A 16,770-nucleotide genomic window follows, 5' to 3' on the forward strand; every position below is an offset into this window, starting at 1 on the left:
TCGTTCAGCAAGTGCCGCGCGAGCCATTATAACCGAATTAAAATTGCTATTGACCAGCATAATTTGGAAATCACCCTGCTTTAAGCCACTACCTTATTTTATTGTTTTTTGTATCATCGGTTGCGCCGCCAATTGACAATTATTCGCGCACTCCCTGGCACAGTATGAAATTTGGCACCCTGATGCTTTTTCTATTTGTTGGCTCAACAGGCATAACTGGTTGCCAGCCCAACCAATCACCGTTTGCCTCTAGAACCAGTAAACCAGCAGCTACAACTGACCTTCAAAGACTTACGGGTGTTTGGGTACGTCAGGATACCAGCGGAGAATACAAAGGCGGTTTTCAGTTAATGCGTATCAACGCTGACTCAACCGGCACTTTCGCTTTCTTTTCTGACAATGCAAAGACGAGCGGCAAGGCATTTTTTATTCAGCATCCAGAAGCACCGCGCTACTATTTCAAGGAAGGGCCGATAAAGGTTCGCTACCGGCCAAAACCTCCTGGAAAACTCATTTACATTCCTGATATCGAGGTGCAAGTTTGGACATCTGGGTTTCGATTTGATTATGAGCTGAGTGGTGATACGCTGCGGGAAATCGATAAAATGGGTTACCAAGGCTCGCTGGTGCGGGTTCAGCGCGGTGTAGTTTCCAAGACAAGATAAAGGCCCCTTTAATTAACCGCCCTACCTTTGCCCGCAAGCAGTGCGCCACTCCACCGCGGCGGGGCAACCCGGCGAGGAAAGTCCGGGCAACGCAGGGCACCCTGCTTCCTAACGGGAAGGACCGGCCAATCGGGCCGGGACAGCCAGTGCCACAGAAAATAACCGCCTTTTTTTAGCTGCTGGCTATTAGCTATTAGCCCTCGTTCAACCGAAAAGGCTAACAGCTAATAGCCAGCAGCTAACAGCTAAAAAAAGGTAAGGGTGAAAAGGTGCGGTAAGAGCGCACCAGCGGCTGGGCAACCACGCCGGCTGGGTAAACCTCAGGGGTTGAAAGACCAAATAAGCGGACACGCGCGCTGGCTCCGGCCGGCGGGCAACGGGCGGCCCGCCCGGGTCCGCGGGTAGGTCGATGGAGCCTTTCCGCGAGGACTGGCCTAGATAAATGGTGGGGACGGGGCCCCCGGGCCCCGGACAGAACCCGGCTTACCGGCGCATTGCCTAGTTTTGGCGGCCGCTCCTGCTTCAGCGGGGGCGGCCGTTTTTTATTTAAGCGAACTTTAAGGTCTTGGCGTACGCAACTCCCGGCCCCTGCCGTTTTAAGCGCTTCGCCCTCCGCTTACTTTTCCTGCCAATTTCCCGCCCATGCCCCGCATCCTCATCATCGACGACGAAAAAGCTATCCGCAACACGCTGAAGGAGATTCTGGAGTTTGAAAGCTACACCGTGGACCAGGCCGAGGACGGCCCCGCTGGCCTCGACCTGCTCATCCAGCACAAGTACGACCTGGTGCTGTGCGACATCAAGATGCCCAAAATGGACGGCCTGGAGGTGCTGAGCCGCGCCCAGACGCTGGCCCCCGACACGGCCTTCATCATGGTGTCGGCCCACGGCAACATCGAAACCGCCGTGGAAGCAACTAAGAAAGGGGCCTACGACTTCCTGCCCAAGCCGCCCGACCTCAACCGCCTGCTCGTGACGGTGCGCAACGCCCTGGACCGCACCAAGCTGGTGACGGAAACCAAGACCCTGAAAAAGAAGCTCTCCGTCACCAAAGGCTCGGCCATGATTGGCTCGTCGGCGGCGCTGGGGGCCGTGCGCAAGGCCATCGAGAAGGTGGCGCCCACCGACGCCCGCGTGCTCATCACGGGCCCCAACGGGGCGGGAAAGGAGATGGTGGCCCGCCAGCTGCACGACCTCAGCCCCCGCGCCCAGGGCCCGCTGGTGGAGGTGAACTGCGCCGCCATCCCGTCGGAGCTGATTGAGAGCGAGCTGTTTGGCCACGAGAAAGGCTCGTTCACGTCGGCCGTGAAGCAGCGCATCGGCAAGTTCGAGCAGGCCGACGGCGGCACGCTGTTCCTGGACGAAATCGGCGACATGAGCCTCTCGGCCCAGGCCAAGGTGCTGCGGGCCTTGCAGGAAAGCAAAATCACCCGCGTGGGCGGCGAAAAAGAGATTTCGGTGAACGTGCGCGTGCTGGCCGCCACCAACAAAGACCTGCTCCAGGAAATTACCGACAAGAACTTCCGCGAAGACCTCTACCACCGCCTCTCGGTCATCCTCATCCAGGTGCCGGCCCTCAACGACCGCCGCGAGGACATCCCCGACCTCATCCAGAAGTTCCTGGCCGACATCGCCGCCGACTACGGCAACAAGCCCAAGAAAATCGACGCCGGGGCCCTCAAGTATCTGCAAGCCCTGGACTGGCGCGGCAACATCCGCGAGCTGCGCAACGTGGTGGAGCGGCTCGTTATTATGAGCGACGACACGATTACCGAAGCCGATGCGAAGGCATTTGCGGGCAAATAAGGCCCCCTGTACGGCAAAGCGCGGCCGCCCGCCCGGGCCCGCCGCTTCCGTCGTAACTTGTTAGTCTACTAATTATTTCCCGCGCCATGAATCCGCTTTTCGCCGACGAGCCGTTGGTTTTGGACGACCCTTACATGAGCCGCATGAGCGAGGCCGAATTTTTCGACTTCTGCCAGCAGCACCGCAAGTGGCGCGTCGAGCGCAACGCCCAGCAAGAAATCCTGATTATGGCGCCCACGTTTTCGCTCACTGGCAAGCGCAACGCCCGGCTCATCGGTCAACTCTACGCCTGGTGGAACCAGCACCCGGAAGCCGGCGAAATCTTCGACTCCAACGCGGGCTTTACGCTGCCCAACGGAGCCGTGCGCTCCCCGGATGCTTCGTGGGTACCGGCCGCGCAGTGGAACGCGCTGAACCCGGAGCAGCAGGAGAAGTTTGCGCATATCTGCCCGCCGTTTGTAGTGGAGCTGCGCTCCAAAACGGATTCTTTGAAAGTGCTGCTGACCAAGATGAAAGAATACCGCGCGAACGGTACTGCGCTGGGCTGGCTGCTTTCCTGCGACGATGAAACGGCTTACATTTTCCGCGCTGGGCAGGCCGGCTACGAAACCGTGTTAGGGTTTGAGCAAGAGCTTTCGGGCGAAGACGTGCTGGCGGGGTTTGTGCTGGATTTGCGGAAACTGCGGTAAGTTTCTCAACTCACAATTCATGGTTGACTTCGACCCACACAATGAACGTAACCAAACCCTTTTAGCCGCATTAGACTTTAATCCACCGGCTGACTATTTGAGCTTTGTCGCTTCCAACAATATTATTTACAACGACCAACAATACAGTTATTTAAGCGAATGTGGTGATTATCTCTGCGCGGTTAATGAACTTATTAAATTTAATTTAGAATACAATAACGCCGAAATTTATACCGGCTATTTCTTAATTGGTTCGGACGGTTGCGATGAAGCATATGCTATTGAAAAGACCACCGGATATTTTGTCAAAACCCCATTTATTGGGCATGACGACGATACACCAATTGTAGTCGGCCAAACCTGGCCAGAGTTTCAAAAACACCTCTACGACAACGCCGCCTAAAAGCCCCGCCGCCCCCGCGCCGGGGCTCTTTCGTACCTTTAACCTACCGTTTCCCACCCGAAAACCTGCCCATGCACCCCGCTCCCACCGCGCCCTATAAGCCCAAAAACCACCTGCGCATCGTCACGGCCGCCGCTTTGTTCGACGGGCATGACGCGGCCATCAACATCATGCGCCGCATCATCCAGAGCAGCGGCGCGGAGGTCATCCACCTGGGCCACAACCGCTCGGTGCAGGAAATCGTGGATTGCGCCATCCAGGAAGATGCCCAGGCCATTGCCATCACCAGCTACCAGGGCGGGCACAACGAGTACTTCAAGTACATGCACGATTTGCTGAAGGAGCGCGGCGCGGGCCACATCAAGCTCTTCGGCGGCGGCGGCGGCGTGATCTTACCCACCGAGATTGCCGACCTCATGGACTACGGCATCACCCGCATCTACTCGCCCGACGATGGCCGCGCCATGGGCCTGCAAGGCATGATTAACAACCTGCTGGAGCAGGCCGACTTCCCCACCGGCCAGAACCTGAACGGCGAGGCCAGCCACGTCAAGGAAAAGGACGCCCGCAGCATCGGCCGCCTGATTTCGGCGGCGGAGAATTTCCCGGAAGAGTTTGAAAAAGTGCGCGGTCAACTAGCTATCGGCGCAGAGCCGTTAGCTGATAGCTCCGGTTCTGACGAAAAGCTAACAGCTAACAGCTCTCAGCTAACAGCTCAAAACATAGCTCCCATCCTCGGCATCACCGGCACGGGCGGCGCGGGCAAATCGAGCCTGGTGGATGAGTTGGTGCGGCGGTTTCTGATGGACTTCCCGACCAAGACCATCGCCATCATTTCGGTGGACCCCAGCAAGCGCAAAACCGGCGGTGCGCTGCTCGGCGACCGGATTCGAATGAATGCCATCAACTCGCCGCGGGTGTACATGCGCAGCCTGGCCACGCGCCAGAGCAACCTGGCCCTGAGCCGCTACGTGCAGGACGCCGTGGACGTGGTGAAGGCCGCCAACTACGACCTTATCATTCTGGAAACCAGCGGTATCGGCCAATCCGACACCGAGATTATCGAGCACTCCGACGCCAGCCTCTACGTGATGACGCCCGAGTACGGCGCGGCCACGCAGCTGGAAAAAATCGATATGCTCGATTTTGCCGATGTCATTGCCCTCAACAAATTCGACAAACGCGGGGCCCTGGATGCCCTGCGCGACGTGCGCAAGCAGTACCAGCGCAACCACAACCGCTGGGATTCGCCCACCGACACGATGCCCGTGTTCGGCACTATCGCCTCGCAGTTCAACGACCCCGGCATGAACCGGCTCTACCGGGCGGTGCTGAAGATGCTGGAAACCAAAACCGGCGCCACCTTCGCCTCGCACCTGGAAACCAGCACGTCGGACTCGGAGAAGATTTACATCATCCCGCCGCACCGTACGCGCTACCTCTCGGAAATTGCCGAAACCAACCGCGCCTACGACCAGCGGGTGCGCGAGCAGGCTAACATCGCGGAAGTGGCCGGCGCGTTTGCCAAACTGGAGCAGCACTACCGCGACGAGAAAAAGAGCAGCGCGGGCATGGTGGAGGAATTCGCCAAAAATAAGCAAACCCAGCTCCGCCGCCTCGATGCCGATAGTCAGAGCATCCTCGAAAACTGGGCCGGCACCTTGCAAAACTACCGCAACCCGGAGTATGTGTACTCGGTACGGGGCAGGGAAATCCGGGTGCAAACGCACACCAAGTCACTGTCGGGCAACATGATACCGAAGGTGTCGGTGCCGCGCTACACGGGCTGGGGCGACCGGCTGCGCTGGGCCATGCAGGAGAACTTCCCCGGCGAATTCCCCTACACGGCGGGCGTGTTCCCGTTCAAGCGCGAGGGCGAAGACCCCACCCGCATGTTTGCCGGCGAAGGGGGCCCCGAGCGGACAAACAGACGTTTTCACTACGTGAGCATGGGCCTGCCGGCCAAGCGCCTGAGCACCGCCTTCGACTCGGTGACGCTCTACGGCGAAGACCCGGACGTGCGGCCCGACATCTACGGCAAAATTGGCAACGCGGGCGTGAGCATCGCCTGCCTCGACGACGCCAAGAAACTGTATTCGGGCTTCAACCTGGCTAACCCTGGCACGTCGGTTTCGATGACGATAAACGGCCCGGCGGCGACGCTGGCGGCGTTTTTCATGAATGCGGCCATCGACCAGCAGTGCGAGCTATATATTAGGGAGCACGAGCTGACGGAGGAAGTTGATGCCAAGGTCGACCAGATTTACGCGGCCAAAAACCAGCCCCGCCCCCGCTACCAGGGCGAGCTGCCGGCCGGCAACGACGGCCTCGGCCTGCTCCTGCTCGGCGTGACGGGCGAAGACGTGCTGCCCGCCGACGTGTACGCCGCCATCAAGGCCCGGACGCTGACGCAGGTGCGCGGCACTGTGCAGGCCGACATTCTCAAGGAAGACCAGGCCCAGAACACCTGCATTTTCAGCACCGAATTTGCGCTGCGCCTGATGGGCGACGTGCAGGAATATTTCATCACCGAAAAGGTGCGGAATTTCTACTCCGTGTCGATTTCGGGCTACCACATTGCCGAGGCGGGGGCCAACCCCATCACCCAACTGGCCCTCACGCTCAGCAACGGCTTCACGTTTGTGGAATATTACGTGAGCCGGGGCATGAGCGTGAACGACTTCGCACCGAACCTGAGCTTCTTCTTCTCCAACGGCATCGACCCCGAGTACGCCGTGATTGGGCGGGTAGCGCGCCGCATCTGGGCCAAGGCCATGAAGCTGAAGTACGGCGCCGACGCCCGCAGCCAGATGCTGAAGTACCACATCCAGACGTCGGGCCGCAGCCTGCACGCCCAGGAAATCGACTTCAACGACATCCGCACCACGTTGCAGGCCCTCTACGCCATCTACGACAACTGCAACAGCTTGCACACCAACGCCTACGACGAGGCCATCACCACGCCCACCGAGGAATCGGTGCGCCGGGCCATGGCCATTCAGCTCATCATCAACCGCGAGCTGGGCCTGGCCAAAAACGAAAACCCGCTGCAAGGCTCCTTCATCATCGAGGAGCTAACCGACCTGGTAGAAGAGGCGGTGCTGCTCGAATTTGACCGCATCACGGAGCGCGGCGGCGTGCTCGGAGCCATGGAAACCATGTACCAGCGCGGCAAAATTCAGGAGGAAAGCATGCACTACGAGATGCTGAAGCACACCGGCGAATACCCCATCATCGGCGTGAATACCTTCCTCTCGTCCACGGGCTCGCCCACGGTGGTGCCGGCCGAAGTCATCCGCGCCACGGAGGAGGAAAAGCAGTACCAAATCGACATGCTCACCCTGCTGCACCAGCGCAACGCCGCCGAAACCCCGGCGCGCCTCCAGCAGCTCCGGCAAATCGCCGTGGCCAACGGCAACCTCTTCGCCGAGCTGATGGAAACGGTGAAATACTGCTCGCTGGGCCAGATTACGAATGCGCTGTTTGAAGTCGGTGGGCAGTATCGGCGGAATATGTAGGATCACCGATGGAACGGATTTTAACGGATTGAACGGATTTTTTTACAACGATTAGCATGGAACAAGGTCCGTTCATTCCGCTCACTTCCGATTATGGCTTCAAGGCCACGTTTGGGAATGAAACCAACGACTTGTTTTTACGCACGGCTTTGCAGGCGCTCATCAAATCGCCGGTGCCGATTCGGGAGGTGCAGTTGGACAAGAATGCCTTTGAAGCCCTGACGCTGGACAGTCGCAGCGGCATTTTTGATTTGGCTTGCACCGATGCGGAAGGCAACCATTTTATCGTGGAGATGCAGCTGGCGCACAGCCCGCATTTTGTGCAGCGCATGAAATTCTACGCCCTGCACAAATTCAACACAGTGGTGGAACGGGGCCGGTTTGACTATGCCAACTTGCCGCGCATCTACTGCATTGCCATATTGGAGAAGGGCATTCTGCCCACGGCCAACTACCACACCCTGGCCAACCTGCGCGACGAGCAGGGCGCATTAATAGACGGGCAAATGGCGTTGATATTGGTGGAATTGGCTAAATTTGACAAGCCCGTCGTCGCCATCACCACCGACCTGGATAAGCTGATTTACACCATGAAAACGCTGCACAACGCCCCCGCCGACCCCATTCAGTGGCCCAAGTTCTGGAACGAGGAATGGCTGCAACGAGCCATCGACGAATTAAACACCCGGAAGATGACACCGGAAGAACGGTTCCAGTTTGCCCGCTACACCGCCATCAACGCGGAGGCAGTGAATGCGGAGCGCACCCATCTGCGCGGCATCATCCAACGCAGCCTGCAAAAAGGCCTGACGCTGGAAGAAATAGCTGAAATCCACGAGTTAAACCTCGACTACGTGCGGGAGCTACATACAGCACCAGACACCCAATGATGCTAGCACCGGCCGAAGTCATCCGCGCCACGGAGGAGGAAAAGCAGTACCAAATTGACATGCTCACCCTGCTACACCAGCGCAACGTCGCCGAAGCCCCGGCACGCCTCAAGCAGCTCCAGCAAATTGCCATGGCCAACGGAAATTTATTTGATGAATTGATGGAAACTGTGAAATTCTGCTCGCTAGGGCAGATTACCAACGCACTATTTAAAGTCGGCGGGCAGTATAGAAGGAATATGTAATTACGATAGGCATCAAAATGACACTGTACAACAAATCATTCTACAGCAACCTAAATCTTCAAACCGGCAGTTTTCCATCTTGGGATTCTATATCCGATGAAGAATGGCGAAAAGTGCTCAGCAATTACGTATTCAAGATTGCAGACAGTTTTGCTTTCAGTAGCGTTTTTAAAAAGGCGGATTTATATCCAGATGGCTTAAACTATTTTGCTGACTGGGTGCTTGATATCACGGACTTGGCCGAAGCCGATGGGGATATAGTTTGCAAATTCCAGCTCAATGATAATTGCCGCTCTAAACTTTTAGAATATGAATTCGCAGTTCATCATTTTGAAAGCAAGAAGTTTCTCAATTATTACGAATTCGATTGCCTTTATTTTTTCAGTGGCGAACGATTAATCGCAATTTACATTAATCATGAAAGCGAGATTATGTTTCTCGATTTGAATGATGATGAAGCAGCGCTAATCGAAACTTTGGAACCACATATAAAAGGTTCTTTTGTCGATTCTTCTGTTTTTAGAGCAGCTGTAAGAGCGAGCAGAGAATCTTGAGTCAGGAAACGCAACTTACACCCTGCCCTCCCGAGGTTGGGAGAGCAGGGTGTTGTGCGTAAAGGGGCACTACCCACGCGGGCCAATCGGACGCAGCACGGCGATTCATCAACAGCTTCCCCCGCCTCCCCAGCCACTCAAGCGGCGGCGGGGGCGCTGGGGGCGGGGCGGGCGGGAGCAAATAATAGGGTGTGAACTATCGAACCAATCGTCTCAATATATTTCTATCAAGCTAATAACCAGCACTTGCATGGTTTAAGCTGCGTTAAACTCGCGCCAGTGCAGTTGCTATTTCGCCGCGTTGAACCGGGCGCGGTACACGGTGGTGTCACCGGGGCCGAAAACGATGCGGCGATTGTCTTTTTCTTTTAACTCGTAATCGCCGTTCACGGTGAATTTTATTTCGGTGACTTTGTAGCCGGTGTGCGTGGTGACGACGGCTCGGTAAATGCTGTCTTTGCTGGTGGGAATCAGGGCAAGGTCGTGGTCCCAGCTCAGGGGTTTGTCGCGGCCGCGCAGGCCCACTTGCCGCACGTTGGGCAGGCCGCGCACGTCGAGCAGGTACACCACGGTTTTGTCGGTGGCTTTTTGCACGCAGCTAGGCAGCGCGGGGGCCGCCAGGGCGAATGCTACCAGGCGGGGCCGGACGCGCGGGGCGGGCGACTTCATCAGCAGGTAGTCGAGCCCGAAGCGCCCGGAGCCGAGCACCAGTGCCGGCAGGGCGGCCCACAGGAAGCCCATGGCGGGCAGCATGTTCCACAGGCCCTGGTGAAACTGCTGCATGAACACGGCCACCAGCATGGTGCAGCAAACCAGAAACGCCGCCGGCCGCGTGAGCAGGCCCAGCACCAGCAGCAGCCCGCCCACGGCTTCGCTGAAGCCGCCCACCCAGGCAAAAAAGACGGGAAACTGGGCGAAGATGCCCCCGTAGGCCGCCACGTCGTGCGGGAACCAGAAGGCCACCTCGAACAAGCCCAGGTTGTTGTCGGGCGGCGACCAGGGCAAGCCGAATTTGGCGGCCCCGAAGTCCGACGTGAGCAGGTAGCCGCACACCACGCGGGGCAGGGCGAGCAGGGCATCCTGCCCCCAATGGGGCAGGGCGAGGGGGCGGAGTAGTTGGCGCATCTAACGTAAAAGAGGGAGTGAAACCAGTGCCCCCCGGCGGCCGGGGCGAACGGGTGCAAAGCACGCCGCTGCCGCGAAGCCCCGCGTCCCACATCATGATGTGGGCCCCGTAATGCCGCGATTTTGGGCCTCATCGATTGATTTGAGCCTTCTGCCGTGGGAGGGGGCACGCCTTTTTGCCTGGGTGCTCGAACATTCGGATGGGTAAACCGTCTTGCACGGCACACTCCATCACTAGCGCCATGACCATTACCATTGCCCCCAACTCGGCCCATCCCCTCACCGTCAGCCGCCTGGGCTACGGCACCATGCGCCTCACGGGCCCCAAGATATGGGGCGAGCCCGCCAACCGGCCCGAAGCCCTCGCCATTCTGAAAGCCGCCGTGGCCGGCGGCGTCAACTTTCTGGACACGGCCGACTATTACGGCGACGACGTGACCAACCGCCTGATTGTGGAGGCCCTGCACCCCTACCCGGCCGATTTGGTCATCTGCACGAAAGTCGGGGCCACCCGCCGGCCTGATGCCAGCTGGGTGCCCTTCAACACGCCCGCCAACCTGCGCACCAGCATCGAGAACAACCTGCGCACCCTCAAGCAAGAGCAGGTGCAGCTGGTGCACCTGCGCCTGATGGGCCACGGCGCGGTACCGCTTGACGAGCAGCTGGGGGCCATGTTCGAGATGCAAAAGGAAGGCAAAATCCAACACGTGGGCCTGAGCAACGTGGGCCCCGAGGAGCTGGCCGCCGGCCTGAAGATGGGCGAAATTGCCACCGTGGAGAACATGTACGGCTACGCCCAGCGCACCACCCTGCGCGAGGCGCACGGTGAAACCCGCGGCGGCGAAGAGGTACTGGCTCTGTGTGAGCAGCACGGCATTCCGCTGGTGCCGTTTTTCTCGCTCATCCACGGCCTGCCCAAGGCCGGCGACAAGCTGGCCGCCCTGGCCCGCGAGCGCAGCGTGTCGGAAGCCCAGCTGAACATCGCCTGGCTGCTGCACAAATCGCCGCTGCTGCTGCCCATTCCCGGCACGTCGTCGCTGGCGCACCTGCGCGAAAACCTACAGGCCGCCGAAATTCAGCTAAGCGCAGACGACATGGCGCGGCTGGGCTAGCCCGCGGCGGGCGCGGATGCCCGGGGCCGGCGGCGTGGGCAGCGCCCGGGGCCCGCCGTATTTTCACGGCATGAGACGTAGTTTTTGGTACGGATTGGGGGCCTGGCTGCTGGCCGGGCCCCTGCAAGCCCAGTCCCTGGCCGGGGTGTGGCAGGGCGTGGAAACCGACACTGGCGTACCGGACGGCTACTGGCCGGCGGTGCTGCGGGTGCAGAAAAGCCGGGGCAACGGCTTGTTTGGGGTGCTCTACCAGGAGTTGGGCGGCAGCCCGGGCGTGTCGGTCACGTTCCAGATGCAGGGCGTGCGCGCCGGCGGCGGGATGCGACTCGAACACGTCCGCAAGCTCAACGAAACCGGGCACGCGCGCTCCAGCTACTGGTGCGATGGCTCCATTACGTTCATTTACGACGCGAACCTGGAAAAACTGACCGGCCACGCCACCTACCGCCCGGTGGGCGACTGCGACGTGGGCACGTTCGCGCTGTACCGCATCAAACTAAAATCGGCCGCCACGGTGCCGGCCGGGGCCCTCAGCACCGTGCGCGTGTCGGGCCGCGACGTGCAGTGGTTTGCCGACGCCGACCTAAAGCAGCCCCTGGCCACCGGCAACACCTACCGCACCAAGCTCGGCAAAACCACCACCTTTTATTTAAAACAAGACTACTACCCCACCGACCAAAGCGCGGTGGTGCCCATTACCATTCGGGTGGCCGGGACCAAGGCCAAGGCGGGGCCCCCGCCGCCCGCGCCGCCCGTTGCGGCCCCGCCGGCTTCGGGGCCGCCCGCGGCGGCGCGGGCGGATACTGCACGCCCCGCCCCGCCGCCCACCGCCGCCCCGCCGCTGGCGGGGCCCGCGCCGGTGCTGCTGCCCACCGTGCTCTTTCAGGTGGGCAAAGCCAAGCTGCTGCCCAACGCACGCCCCGCCCTGGACCAGCTGGCGGCCGAACTGAACAGCCGGCCGGCCGTGCGCCTGCGGGTTCTGGGCCACACCGACCGCGTGGGCGAGCCCGACAAAAACCAGTTGCTGTCCGAGCAGCGGGCCGCCGCGGTCAAGGCCTACCTGGTGAAAGCGGGCGTCGCGCCCGAACGCGTCGACGCCGTCGGCTACGGCGATGCGCGGCCGCTGTACCCGTCGCCCGACGCCCGCAACCGGCGCGTGGAGGCGGAAGAAGTAAATTGACGGTTTGGCCACAATCTTTAAAGCAGTTGGGCATTTCCTTTACTTTTGCCCGGAGCCCTTTGCCCAGGGGCCCTTCTCGCCAACTCCCCGCAATGCTTAAAACCCTGCTTTCCGTGCTAGCTTTTTGCCTGCTGGCTTCGCGGCTCGTGGCCCAACAGGTCCCCGGCCCGGCCCCCGTCCCCGCCCCGGCCGCCCCGGCCCCCGACCCGCTGCGCACCGACTGGGCCAACCTCGCCCGTTACGCACCCGCCAACCAGCAGCTGCCGGCCCCGGCGGCCGGTAAGCCGCGCGTGGTGCTGATGGGCAACTCCATCACCGACGGCTGGCCCCGGGCCGACCCGCCGTTTTTCGCGGACCCGCGCTACGAGCTGGTCGGCCGCGGCATCGGCGGGCAAACGTCGCCGCAAATGCTGCTGCGCTTCTGGCAGGACGTGTTGGACCTGCACCCCGCCGCGGTGGCCATCATGGCCGGCATCAACGACATCGCCGAAAACACGGGGCCCTACCAGCCCCAGGCTACGCTGAACAACCTCATGGCGATGGCCGAGCTGGCCCACGCGCACGGCGTGCGGGTAATTCTGTGCTCGGTGATGCCCGCCGCCGAGTTTCCCTGGCGTCCCGGGTTGGGCCCGGGGCCCAAGGTGGTGGCCCTCAACGACCAGATCAAGGCTTACGCCCGCCAGCACCGCTTCGTGTACCTTGATTACCACGCGGCGCTGGTCGACGACCATTTGGGCATGAAGGCCGGCCTGGCCAGCGACGGCGTGCACCCCACCCTGGCCGGCTACCGCGTAATGGAGCCGCTGCTGCAACAAGCCGTGGCCGAGGCCCTGAAACACAAGCAATAGGCGGGCCGTACGGCGCAGGCCTCTGCCCGGCGCCGTACGGCCCGCGCCACCCCAAGCTGCGTCCAGGGGATTTAGGCGACTGTGTGGCAGCGTGCGGCAACTATTTTTGGCTACGCAATCGTTTACTTTACGCTGCATGCATAACAAATTATGCAGCCGGTCGTACCTTTGTACCACTACGCTACCCACTTATCTTGTCATGTCATGAAGAAGACTACTGCTTTCTCATCGCTCCTGCTGCTCGGCGGCTTTGGCTCGCTGGGCCTGTTGGTTGCCCGCCTGCACTCACTCAACCTGCACTTTAGCCTGCACGGCGAAGAGGCGGCCGATTACTGCTAGCCGGCAGCTTTTTTGTGCGGCGGCCCGTAATGGGAGTAGCCCTGCCCGGCGGCAGGGCTTTTTTGTGCGCCGTGCGCGACCTTTGCGGCCGGTTTTTTTCATCTCCCAACACTTTTTTTACATGACGCTTGACACCAACCAGCAGCAGGTGAGCTACATCATCGGCCGCGACCTGGCCCGCAATTTTTCCCAGCAAGGCCTGGAGCTGGACGTGGACATCCTGGCCGCCGCCCTGCGCGAAGGCCTCCAGGGCCTGCCCAGCCGCCTCACCCCCGAGCAAATGCAGGCGGCCATGCAGCAGCTGCAGGAGCAGCTCGGCGGGGCCCCCGATGACAACGACGACGACGACGACAACCCTGACCCCACCGCCATGACCAACAACAAAGCCGAAGGCGAAGCCTTCCTCGCCGCCAACGCCCAGAAGCCCGGCATCACCACGCTGCCCAGCGGCTTGCAGTACGAAGTACTCACCGAAGGCACCGGCAAAAAGCCCACCCTGAAGTCGTCGGTGACGACCCACTACCACGGCACGCTGCCCAGCGGCACCGTGTTCGACAGCAGCTACCAGCGCGGCCAGCCCGCCACCTTCCCCGTGAACGGCGTAATTGCCGGCTGGACCGAAGCCCTGCAACTGATGCCCGAGGGCTCGAAGTGGCGCTTGTACATCCCCGCCGACCTGGCCTACGGCAAGCGCGGCGCGGGCCGCGACATCGCCCCCGACTCGGCCCTGGTGTTCGACGTGGAGCTGCTGAAAGTGAACAACTGAGGGGCCGCCATCGACGACGCCCCGCCCCCCGAAGCCGCCGCGGAGCCCTCCGCGGCGGCTTTTGCGGCCCCGCCCCCGCCTGCCGACGAGCCCGCTGCGCTTCCCTTGCGCGGCCCTAGCGGCCAAGTACTGCTCACGGCCACGGCCCTCACCGTGGGCGGCCAGTCGTTTGCCCTGCGCGAGCTGGAGCGGGCCGAGCTGGCGCGGGTGCGCTGGTTGCTGTGGTACCTGCTGGGCGGCTTGGGCCTGGCCGCCGTCATGATTGCCTTTTTGCAAAACTGGCTGCGCACGGGGCCCGCCATGCTCGGCATGGCCCTCACGGCCCTGCTGCTGGCCCACGGGCAGCGCGGCACCAACCGCCTGCGCCTGCTGCGCCTGGGCCGCGAGGCGGCCCACTTCGCCCTGCCCGGCGACACCGCGCCCTGGCAGCGCTTCGCCGCCGAGCTGAACCGCCGCATCGGCCGGGCCCACGACAGCGCCGCCGCCGAAGCCGCCGCCCTGCTGGCCGCCGCCGATACCGCCCGGGCCGCCGCTGCCCAAGCCGCGGCGGGACCGGACGGAGCCGGTTCTTCGGGCCCCGGGCCCGGTTGAGGCAATAACCCGGCGGTACTGGGCCGGGTTTATCTTAGCGTCCGCGCCCCGCGCACACCCAAGCTTCACTTTGTTTTATGGATTCCAAACATTCGCACACGGCCGTTTCCGGGGCGGGGCTGCTCATCGCACTGGGCATCATTTACGGCGACATCGGCACCTCGCCGCTGTACGTGATGAAGGCCATTGTACCGGCCCTCATCGACCCACGGCTGGTGCTGGGCGGCATCTCGTGCGTGATTTGGACGCTCACGCTCCAGACCACTATTAAGTACGTGCTCATCACCCTGAACGCGGACAACAAGGGCGAGGGCGGCATTTTTTCGCTCTACGCCCTGGTGCGGCGGCGCGGGGCCTGGCTCTCGGCGGTGGCCATCGTGGGGGGCTCGGCCCTGCTGGCCGACGGCGTGATTACGCCGCCCATCTCGGTGGCCTCGGCCATCGAGGGGCTGAAGCAGGTGTACCCCGGCCTCACCCAAAACCTGGTAGTGTACATCGTCATCGGCATCATCGCGGGGCTGTTTCTGCTCCAGAGCTTCGGCACCCAGATTGTGGGCAAGGCCTTCGGGCCCATCATGCTGCTGTGGTTCACGATGCTGGGCGTGCTGGGCGGCGGCTGGGTGCTGCAACACCCGGCCATCCTGCGGGCCTTCAACCCGTACTACGCCTACGATTTGCTGGCCCACTACCCCGGCGGCTTCTGGCTGCTGGGGGCCGTGTTCCTGTGCACCACCGGGGCCGAGGCCCTGTACTCCGACCTGGGCCACTGCGGCAAGGGCAACATTCGCATCAGCTGGACCTTTGTGAAAACCACGCTGCTGCTCAACTACCTGGGCCAGGGCGCGTGGCTGCTGGCGCACCAGGGCCAGCAGCTGGCCGGCCGCAACCCGTTTTACGAGCTGATGCCGGCGTGGTTCCTGCTCATCGGCATCGGGGTGGCCACCATCGCGGCCATCATCGCCTCGCAGGCCCTCATCACGGGCTCGTTCACGCTCGTGGCCGAGGCCATCCGCCTCAACATGTGGCCCAAGGTGAAGCTCAACTACCCCACCGACGTGAAGGGCCAGCTTTTCGTGCCCAGCATGAACCGGCTGCTGCTGCTGGGCTGCATCGGGGTGGTGCTGTTTTTCCGCGAAAGCGCCAACATGGAGGCCGCCTACGGCCTGGCCATCACCCTCACCATGCTCATGACCACGATTTTACTGAGCACGTGGCTTAGGTTGAAGAAGGTGGCCCTGCCGCTCATTGTCTTGTTTGCGCTGGTGTACGGCCTCATCGAAGGCGCGTTCCTGGTGGCCAACCTGGTCAAGTTTCCGCACGGCGGCTGGGTGTCGCTGGCCATCGGGGCCACGCTGATGAGCGTGATGTACGTGTGGCTCAAGGCCTACTACATCAAGCGCCGCCTCACCGACTTCGTGCGCCTGGAGCCCTACGTGGAGGGCCTCAAGCGCCTGAGCGACGACGAAAGCATCCCCAAATACTCCACCCACTTGGTGTTCCTGACCGGGGCCGAGCGCAATTCCGAAATTGAGCAGAAAATCATCTACTCCATCTTTCAGAAACGCCCCAAGCGGGCCGACATCTACTGGTTCGTGCACGTCGAAACCACCGACGAGCCCTACACGATGGAGTACAAGGTGACCGAGGTGGCCCCCGACGACGTGTTCCGCATCAACTTCCGGCTGGGCTTCCGGGTGCAGCAGCGCATCAACCTCTACTTCCGCAAAGTGGTGGAAGACCTCGTGCGCAACAAGGAAGTGGACATCACCTCGCGCTACGAGTCCCTGAGCCAGCGCCACATCACCGGCGACTTCCGCTTCGTGGTGCTGGAAAAATTCCTGAGCGTGGAAAACGACTTCCCCGCCCTGGAAAAGCTCGTCATGCAGGCCTACTTCTACATCAAGCAGTTCATTGCCTCCGAAGACCAGTACTTCGGCCTCGACACGTCCTCGGTGAAAGTAGAAAAAGTGCCGCTCGTCATTGCCCCGCCCCGGGAAGTGGCCCTCACCAGAATTCGCTAAATCTTCATCCCGTGCCGT

At 61.3% G+C, this 16,770-nt stretch carries 16 protein-coding genes and 1 other RNA gene; 16 read left to right on the forward strand and 1 reads right to left on the reverse strand.

Features of this window, described 5'->3' with window-relative positions:
- Positions 1-164: 164 nt before the first annotated feature.
- The 9 genes from HNP98_RS18315 to HNP98_RS18355 all read left to right on the forward strand — a co-directional run bounded on the left by HNP98_RS18315 (position 165) and on the right by HNP98_RS18355 (position 8,770).
- Positions 165-665, forward strand: coding sequence for a hypothetical protein (locus HNP98_RS18315; RefSeq protein WP_173811633.1), 501 nt, complete (start codon positions 165-167; stop codon positions 663-665).
- Between the two features lie 37 nt (positions 666-702).
- Positions 703-1,167: RNase P RNA component class A (rnpB, locus tag HNP98_RS18320), an RNA gene on the forward strand.
- Between the two features lie 140 nt (positions 1,168-1,307).
- On the forward strand, positions 1,308-2,471 hold the full coding sequence (locus HNP98_RS18325; RefSeq protein WP_173811634.1) for a sigma-54-dependent transcriptional regulator: 1,164 nt from the start codon (positions 1,308-1,310) through the stop codon (positions 2,469-2,471).
- Positions 2,472-2,557: 86 nt separating this feature from the next.
- Positions 2,558-3,160 (forward strand): Uma2 family endonuclease, encoded by a 603-nt coding sequence (locus HNP98_RS18330; protein WP_246275212.1) that lies wholly within the window; start codon positions 2,558-2,560, stop codon positions 3,158-3,160.
- Between the two features lie 19 nt (positions 3,161-3,179).
- The gene (locus tag HNP98_RS18335) at positions 3,180-3,563 is read left to right on the forward strand and encodes a hypothetical protein (protein ID WP_173811635.1); all 384 of its coding nucleotides are present in this window, start codon (positions 3,180-3,182) and stop codon (positions 3,561-3,563) included.
- A gap of 71 nt (positions 3,564-3,634) precedes the next feature.
- A complete protein-coding gene (locus tag HNP98_RS18340; RefSeq protein ID WP_173811636.1) occupies positions 3,635-7,081 on the forward strand; it encodes a methylmalonyl-CoA mutase family protein in 3,447 nt (1,148 codons plus the stop codon).
- A gap of 56 nt (positions 7,082-7,137) precedes the next feature.
- Complete coding sequence (locus HNP98_RS18345; RefSeq protein ID WP_173811637.1) at positions 7,138-7,971, forward strand: Rpn family recombination-promoting nuclease/putative transposase; 834 nt, start codon at positions 7,138-7,140, stop codon at positions 7,969-7,971.
- Positions 7,968-8,216, forward strand: a complete 249-nt coding sequence (locus HNP98_RS18350; protein WP_173811638.1) for a methylmalonyl-CoA mutase — start codon at positions 7,968-7,970, stop codon at positions 8,214-8,216. The genes HNP98_RS18345 and HNP98_RS18350 overlap by 4 nt, the downstream gene beginning before the upstream one ends.
- A 17-nt stretch (positions 8,217-8,233) precedes the next feature.
- A complete protein-coding gene (locus HNP98_RS18355; RefSeq protein WP_173811639.1) occupies positions 8,234-8,770 on the forward strand; it encodes a hypothetical protein in 537 nt (178 codons plus the stop codon).
- Between the two features lie 288 nt (positions 8,771-9,058).
- Here HNP98_RS18355 and HNP98_RS18360 read toward each other — a convergent pair whose 3' ends face one another.
- The gene (locus HNP98_RS18360) at positions 9,059-9,895 is read right to left on the reverse strand and encodes a DoxX family protein (RefSeq protein WP_173811640.1); all 837 of its coding nucleotides are present in this window, start codon (positions 9,893-9,895) and stop codon (positions 9,059-9,061) included.
- A gap of 242 nt (positions 9,896-10,137) precedes the next feature.
- On the opposite strand from HNP98_RS18360, the gene HNP98_RS18365 reads away from it, so the two are divergent.
- From HNP98_RS18365 to HNP98_RS18390, 7 genes are all read left to right on the forward strand, one after another.
- A complete protein-coding gene (locus HNP98_RS18365; RefSeq protein WP_173811641.1) occupies positions 10,138-11,007 on the forward strand; it encodes an aldo/keto reductase in 870 nt (289 codons plus the stop codon).
- Positions 11,008-11,077: 70 nt separating this feature from the next.
- Complete coding sequence (locus HNP98_RS18370) at positions 11,078-12,187, forward strand: OmpA family protein (protein WP_173811642.1); 1,110 nt, start codon at positions 11,078-11,080, stop codon at positions 12,185-12,187.
- Positions 12,188-12,279: 92 nt separating this feature from the next.
- A complete protein-coding gene (locus HNP98_RS18375) occupies positions 12,280-13,035 on the forward strand; it encodes a GDSL-type esterase/lipase family protein (protein WP_173811643.1) in 756 nt (251 codons plus the stop codon).
- 204 nt (positions 13,036-13,239) lie between these two features.
- Positions 13,240-13,374: a hypothetical protein gene (locus HNP98_RS22270; RefSeq protein ID WP_262889141.1), complete on the forward strand. Its 135-nt coding sequence runs from the start codon at positions 13,240-13,242 to the stop codon at positions 13,372-13,374.
- 121 nt (positions 13,375-13,495) lie between these two features.
- Positions 13,496-14,140: an FKBP-type peptidyl-prolyl cis-trans isomerase gene (locus HNP98_RS18380; RefSeq protein ID WP_173811644.1), complete on the forward strand. Its 645-nt coding sequence runs from the start codon at positions 13,496-13,498 to the stop codon at positions 14,138-14,140.
- Positions 14,141-14,245: 105 nt separating this feature from the next.
- The gene (locus tag HNP98_RS18385; RefSeq protein WP_173811645.1) at positions 14,246-14,731 is read left to right on the forward strand and encodes a hypothetical protein; all 486 of its coding nucleotides are present in this window, start codon (positions 14,246-14,248) and stop codon (positions 14,729-14,731) included.
- Between the two features lie 77 nt (positions 14,732-14,808).
- Positions 14,809-16,752 carry a KUP/HAK/KT family potassium transporter gene (locus HNP98_RS18390; protein ID WP_173811646.1) on the forward strand — a complete coding sequence of 648 codons (1,944 nt, stop codon included), beginning with the start codon at positions 14,809-14,811 and terminating at the stop codon, positions 16,750-16,752.
- The last annotated feature ends 18 nt before the right edge of the window (positions 16,753-16,770 follow it).

Source organism: Hymenobacter caeli (assembly GCF_013294115.1).
GTDB classification, from domain to species: Bacteria; Bacteroidota; Bacteroidia; order Cytophagales; family Hymenobacteraceae; genus Hymenobacter; species Hymenobacter caeli.

What these genes read in the sequence shown, in the direction of transcription:
- HNP98_RS18365 (WP_173811641.1), top strand. Translation starts at nt 10,138, where the DNA reads ATGACCATTACCATTGCCCCCAACTCGGCCCATCCCCTCACCGTCAGC.
- HNP98_RS18355 (WP_173811639.1), top strand. Translation starts at nt 8,234, where the DNA reads ATGACACTGTACAACAAATCATTCTACAGCAACCTAAATCTTCAAACC.
- HNP98_RS18315 (WP_173811633.1), top strand. Translation starts at nt 165, where the DNA reads ATGAAATTTGGCACCCTGATGCTTTTTCTATTTGTTGGCTCAACAGGC.
- HNP98_RS18375 (WP_173811643.1), top strand. Translation starts at nt 12,280, where the DNA reads ATGCTTAAAACCCTGCTTTCCGTGCTAGCTTTTTGCCTGCTGGCTTCG.
- HNP98_RS18325 (WP_173811634.1), top strand. Translation starts at nt 1,308, where the DNA reads ATGCCCCGCATCCTCATCATCGACGACGAAAAAGCTATCCGCAACACG.
- HNP98_RS18335 (WP_173811635.1), top strand. Translation starts at nt 3,180, where the DNA reads ATGGTTGACTTCGACCCACACAATGAACGTAACCAAACCCTTTTAGCC.
- HNP98_RS18360 (WP_173811640.1), bottom strand. Translation starts at nt 9,895, where the DNA reads ATGCGCCAACTACTCCGCCCCCTCGCCCTGCCCCATTGGGGGCAGGAT.
- HNP98_RS22270 (WP_262889141.1), top strand. Translation starts at nt 13,240, where the DNA reads ATGAAGAAGACTACTGCTTTCTCATCGCTCCTGCTGCTCGGCGGCTTT.
- HNP98_RS18350 (WP_173811638.1), top strand. Translation starts at nt 7,968, where the DNA reads ATGATGCTAGCACCGGCCGAAGTCATCCGCGCCACGGAGGAGGAAAAG.
- HNP98_RS18340 (WP_173811636.1), top strand. Translation starts at nt 3,635, where the DNA reads ATGCACCCCGCTCCCACCGCGCCCTATAAGCCCAAAAACCACCTGCGC.
- HNP98_RS18380 (WP_173811644.1), top strand. Translation starts at nt 13,496, where the DNA reads ATGACGCTTGACACCAACCAGCAGCAGGTGAGCTACATCATCGGCCGC.
- HNP98_RS18345 (WP_173811637.1), top strand. Translation starts at nt 7,138, where the DNA reads ATGGAACAAGGTCCGTTCATTCCGCTCACTTCCGATTATGGCTTCAAG.
- HNP98_RS18390 (WP_173811646.1), top strand. Translation starts at nt 14,809, where the DNA reads ATGGATTCCAAACATTCGCACACGGCCGTTTCCGGGGCGGGGCTGCTC.
- HNP98_RS18330 (WP_246275212.1), top strand. Translation starts at nt 2,558, where the DNA reads ATGAATCCGCTTTTCGCCGACGAGCCGTTGGTTTTGGACGACCCTTAC.
- HNP98_RS18370 (WP_173811642.1), top strand. Translation starts at nt 11,078, where the DNA reads ATGAGACGTAGTTTTTGGTACGGATTGGGGGCCTGGCTGCTGGCCGGG.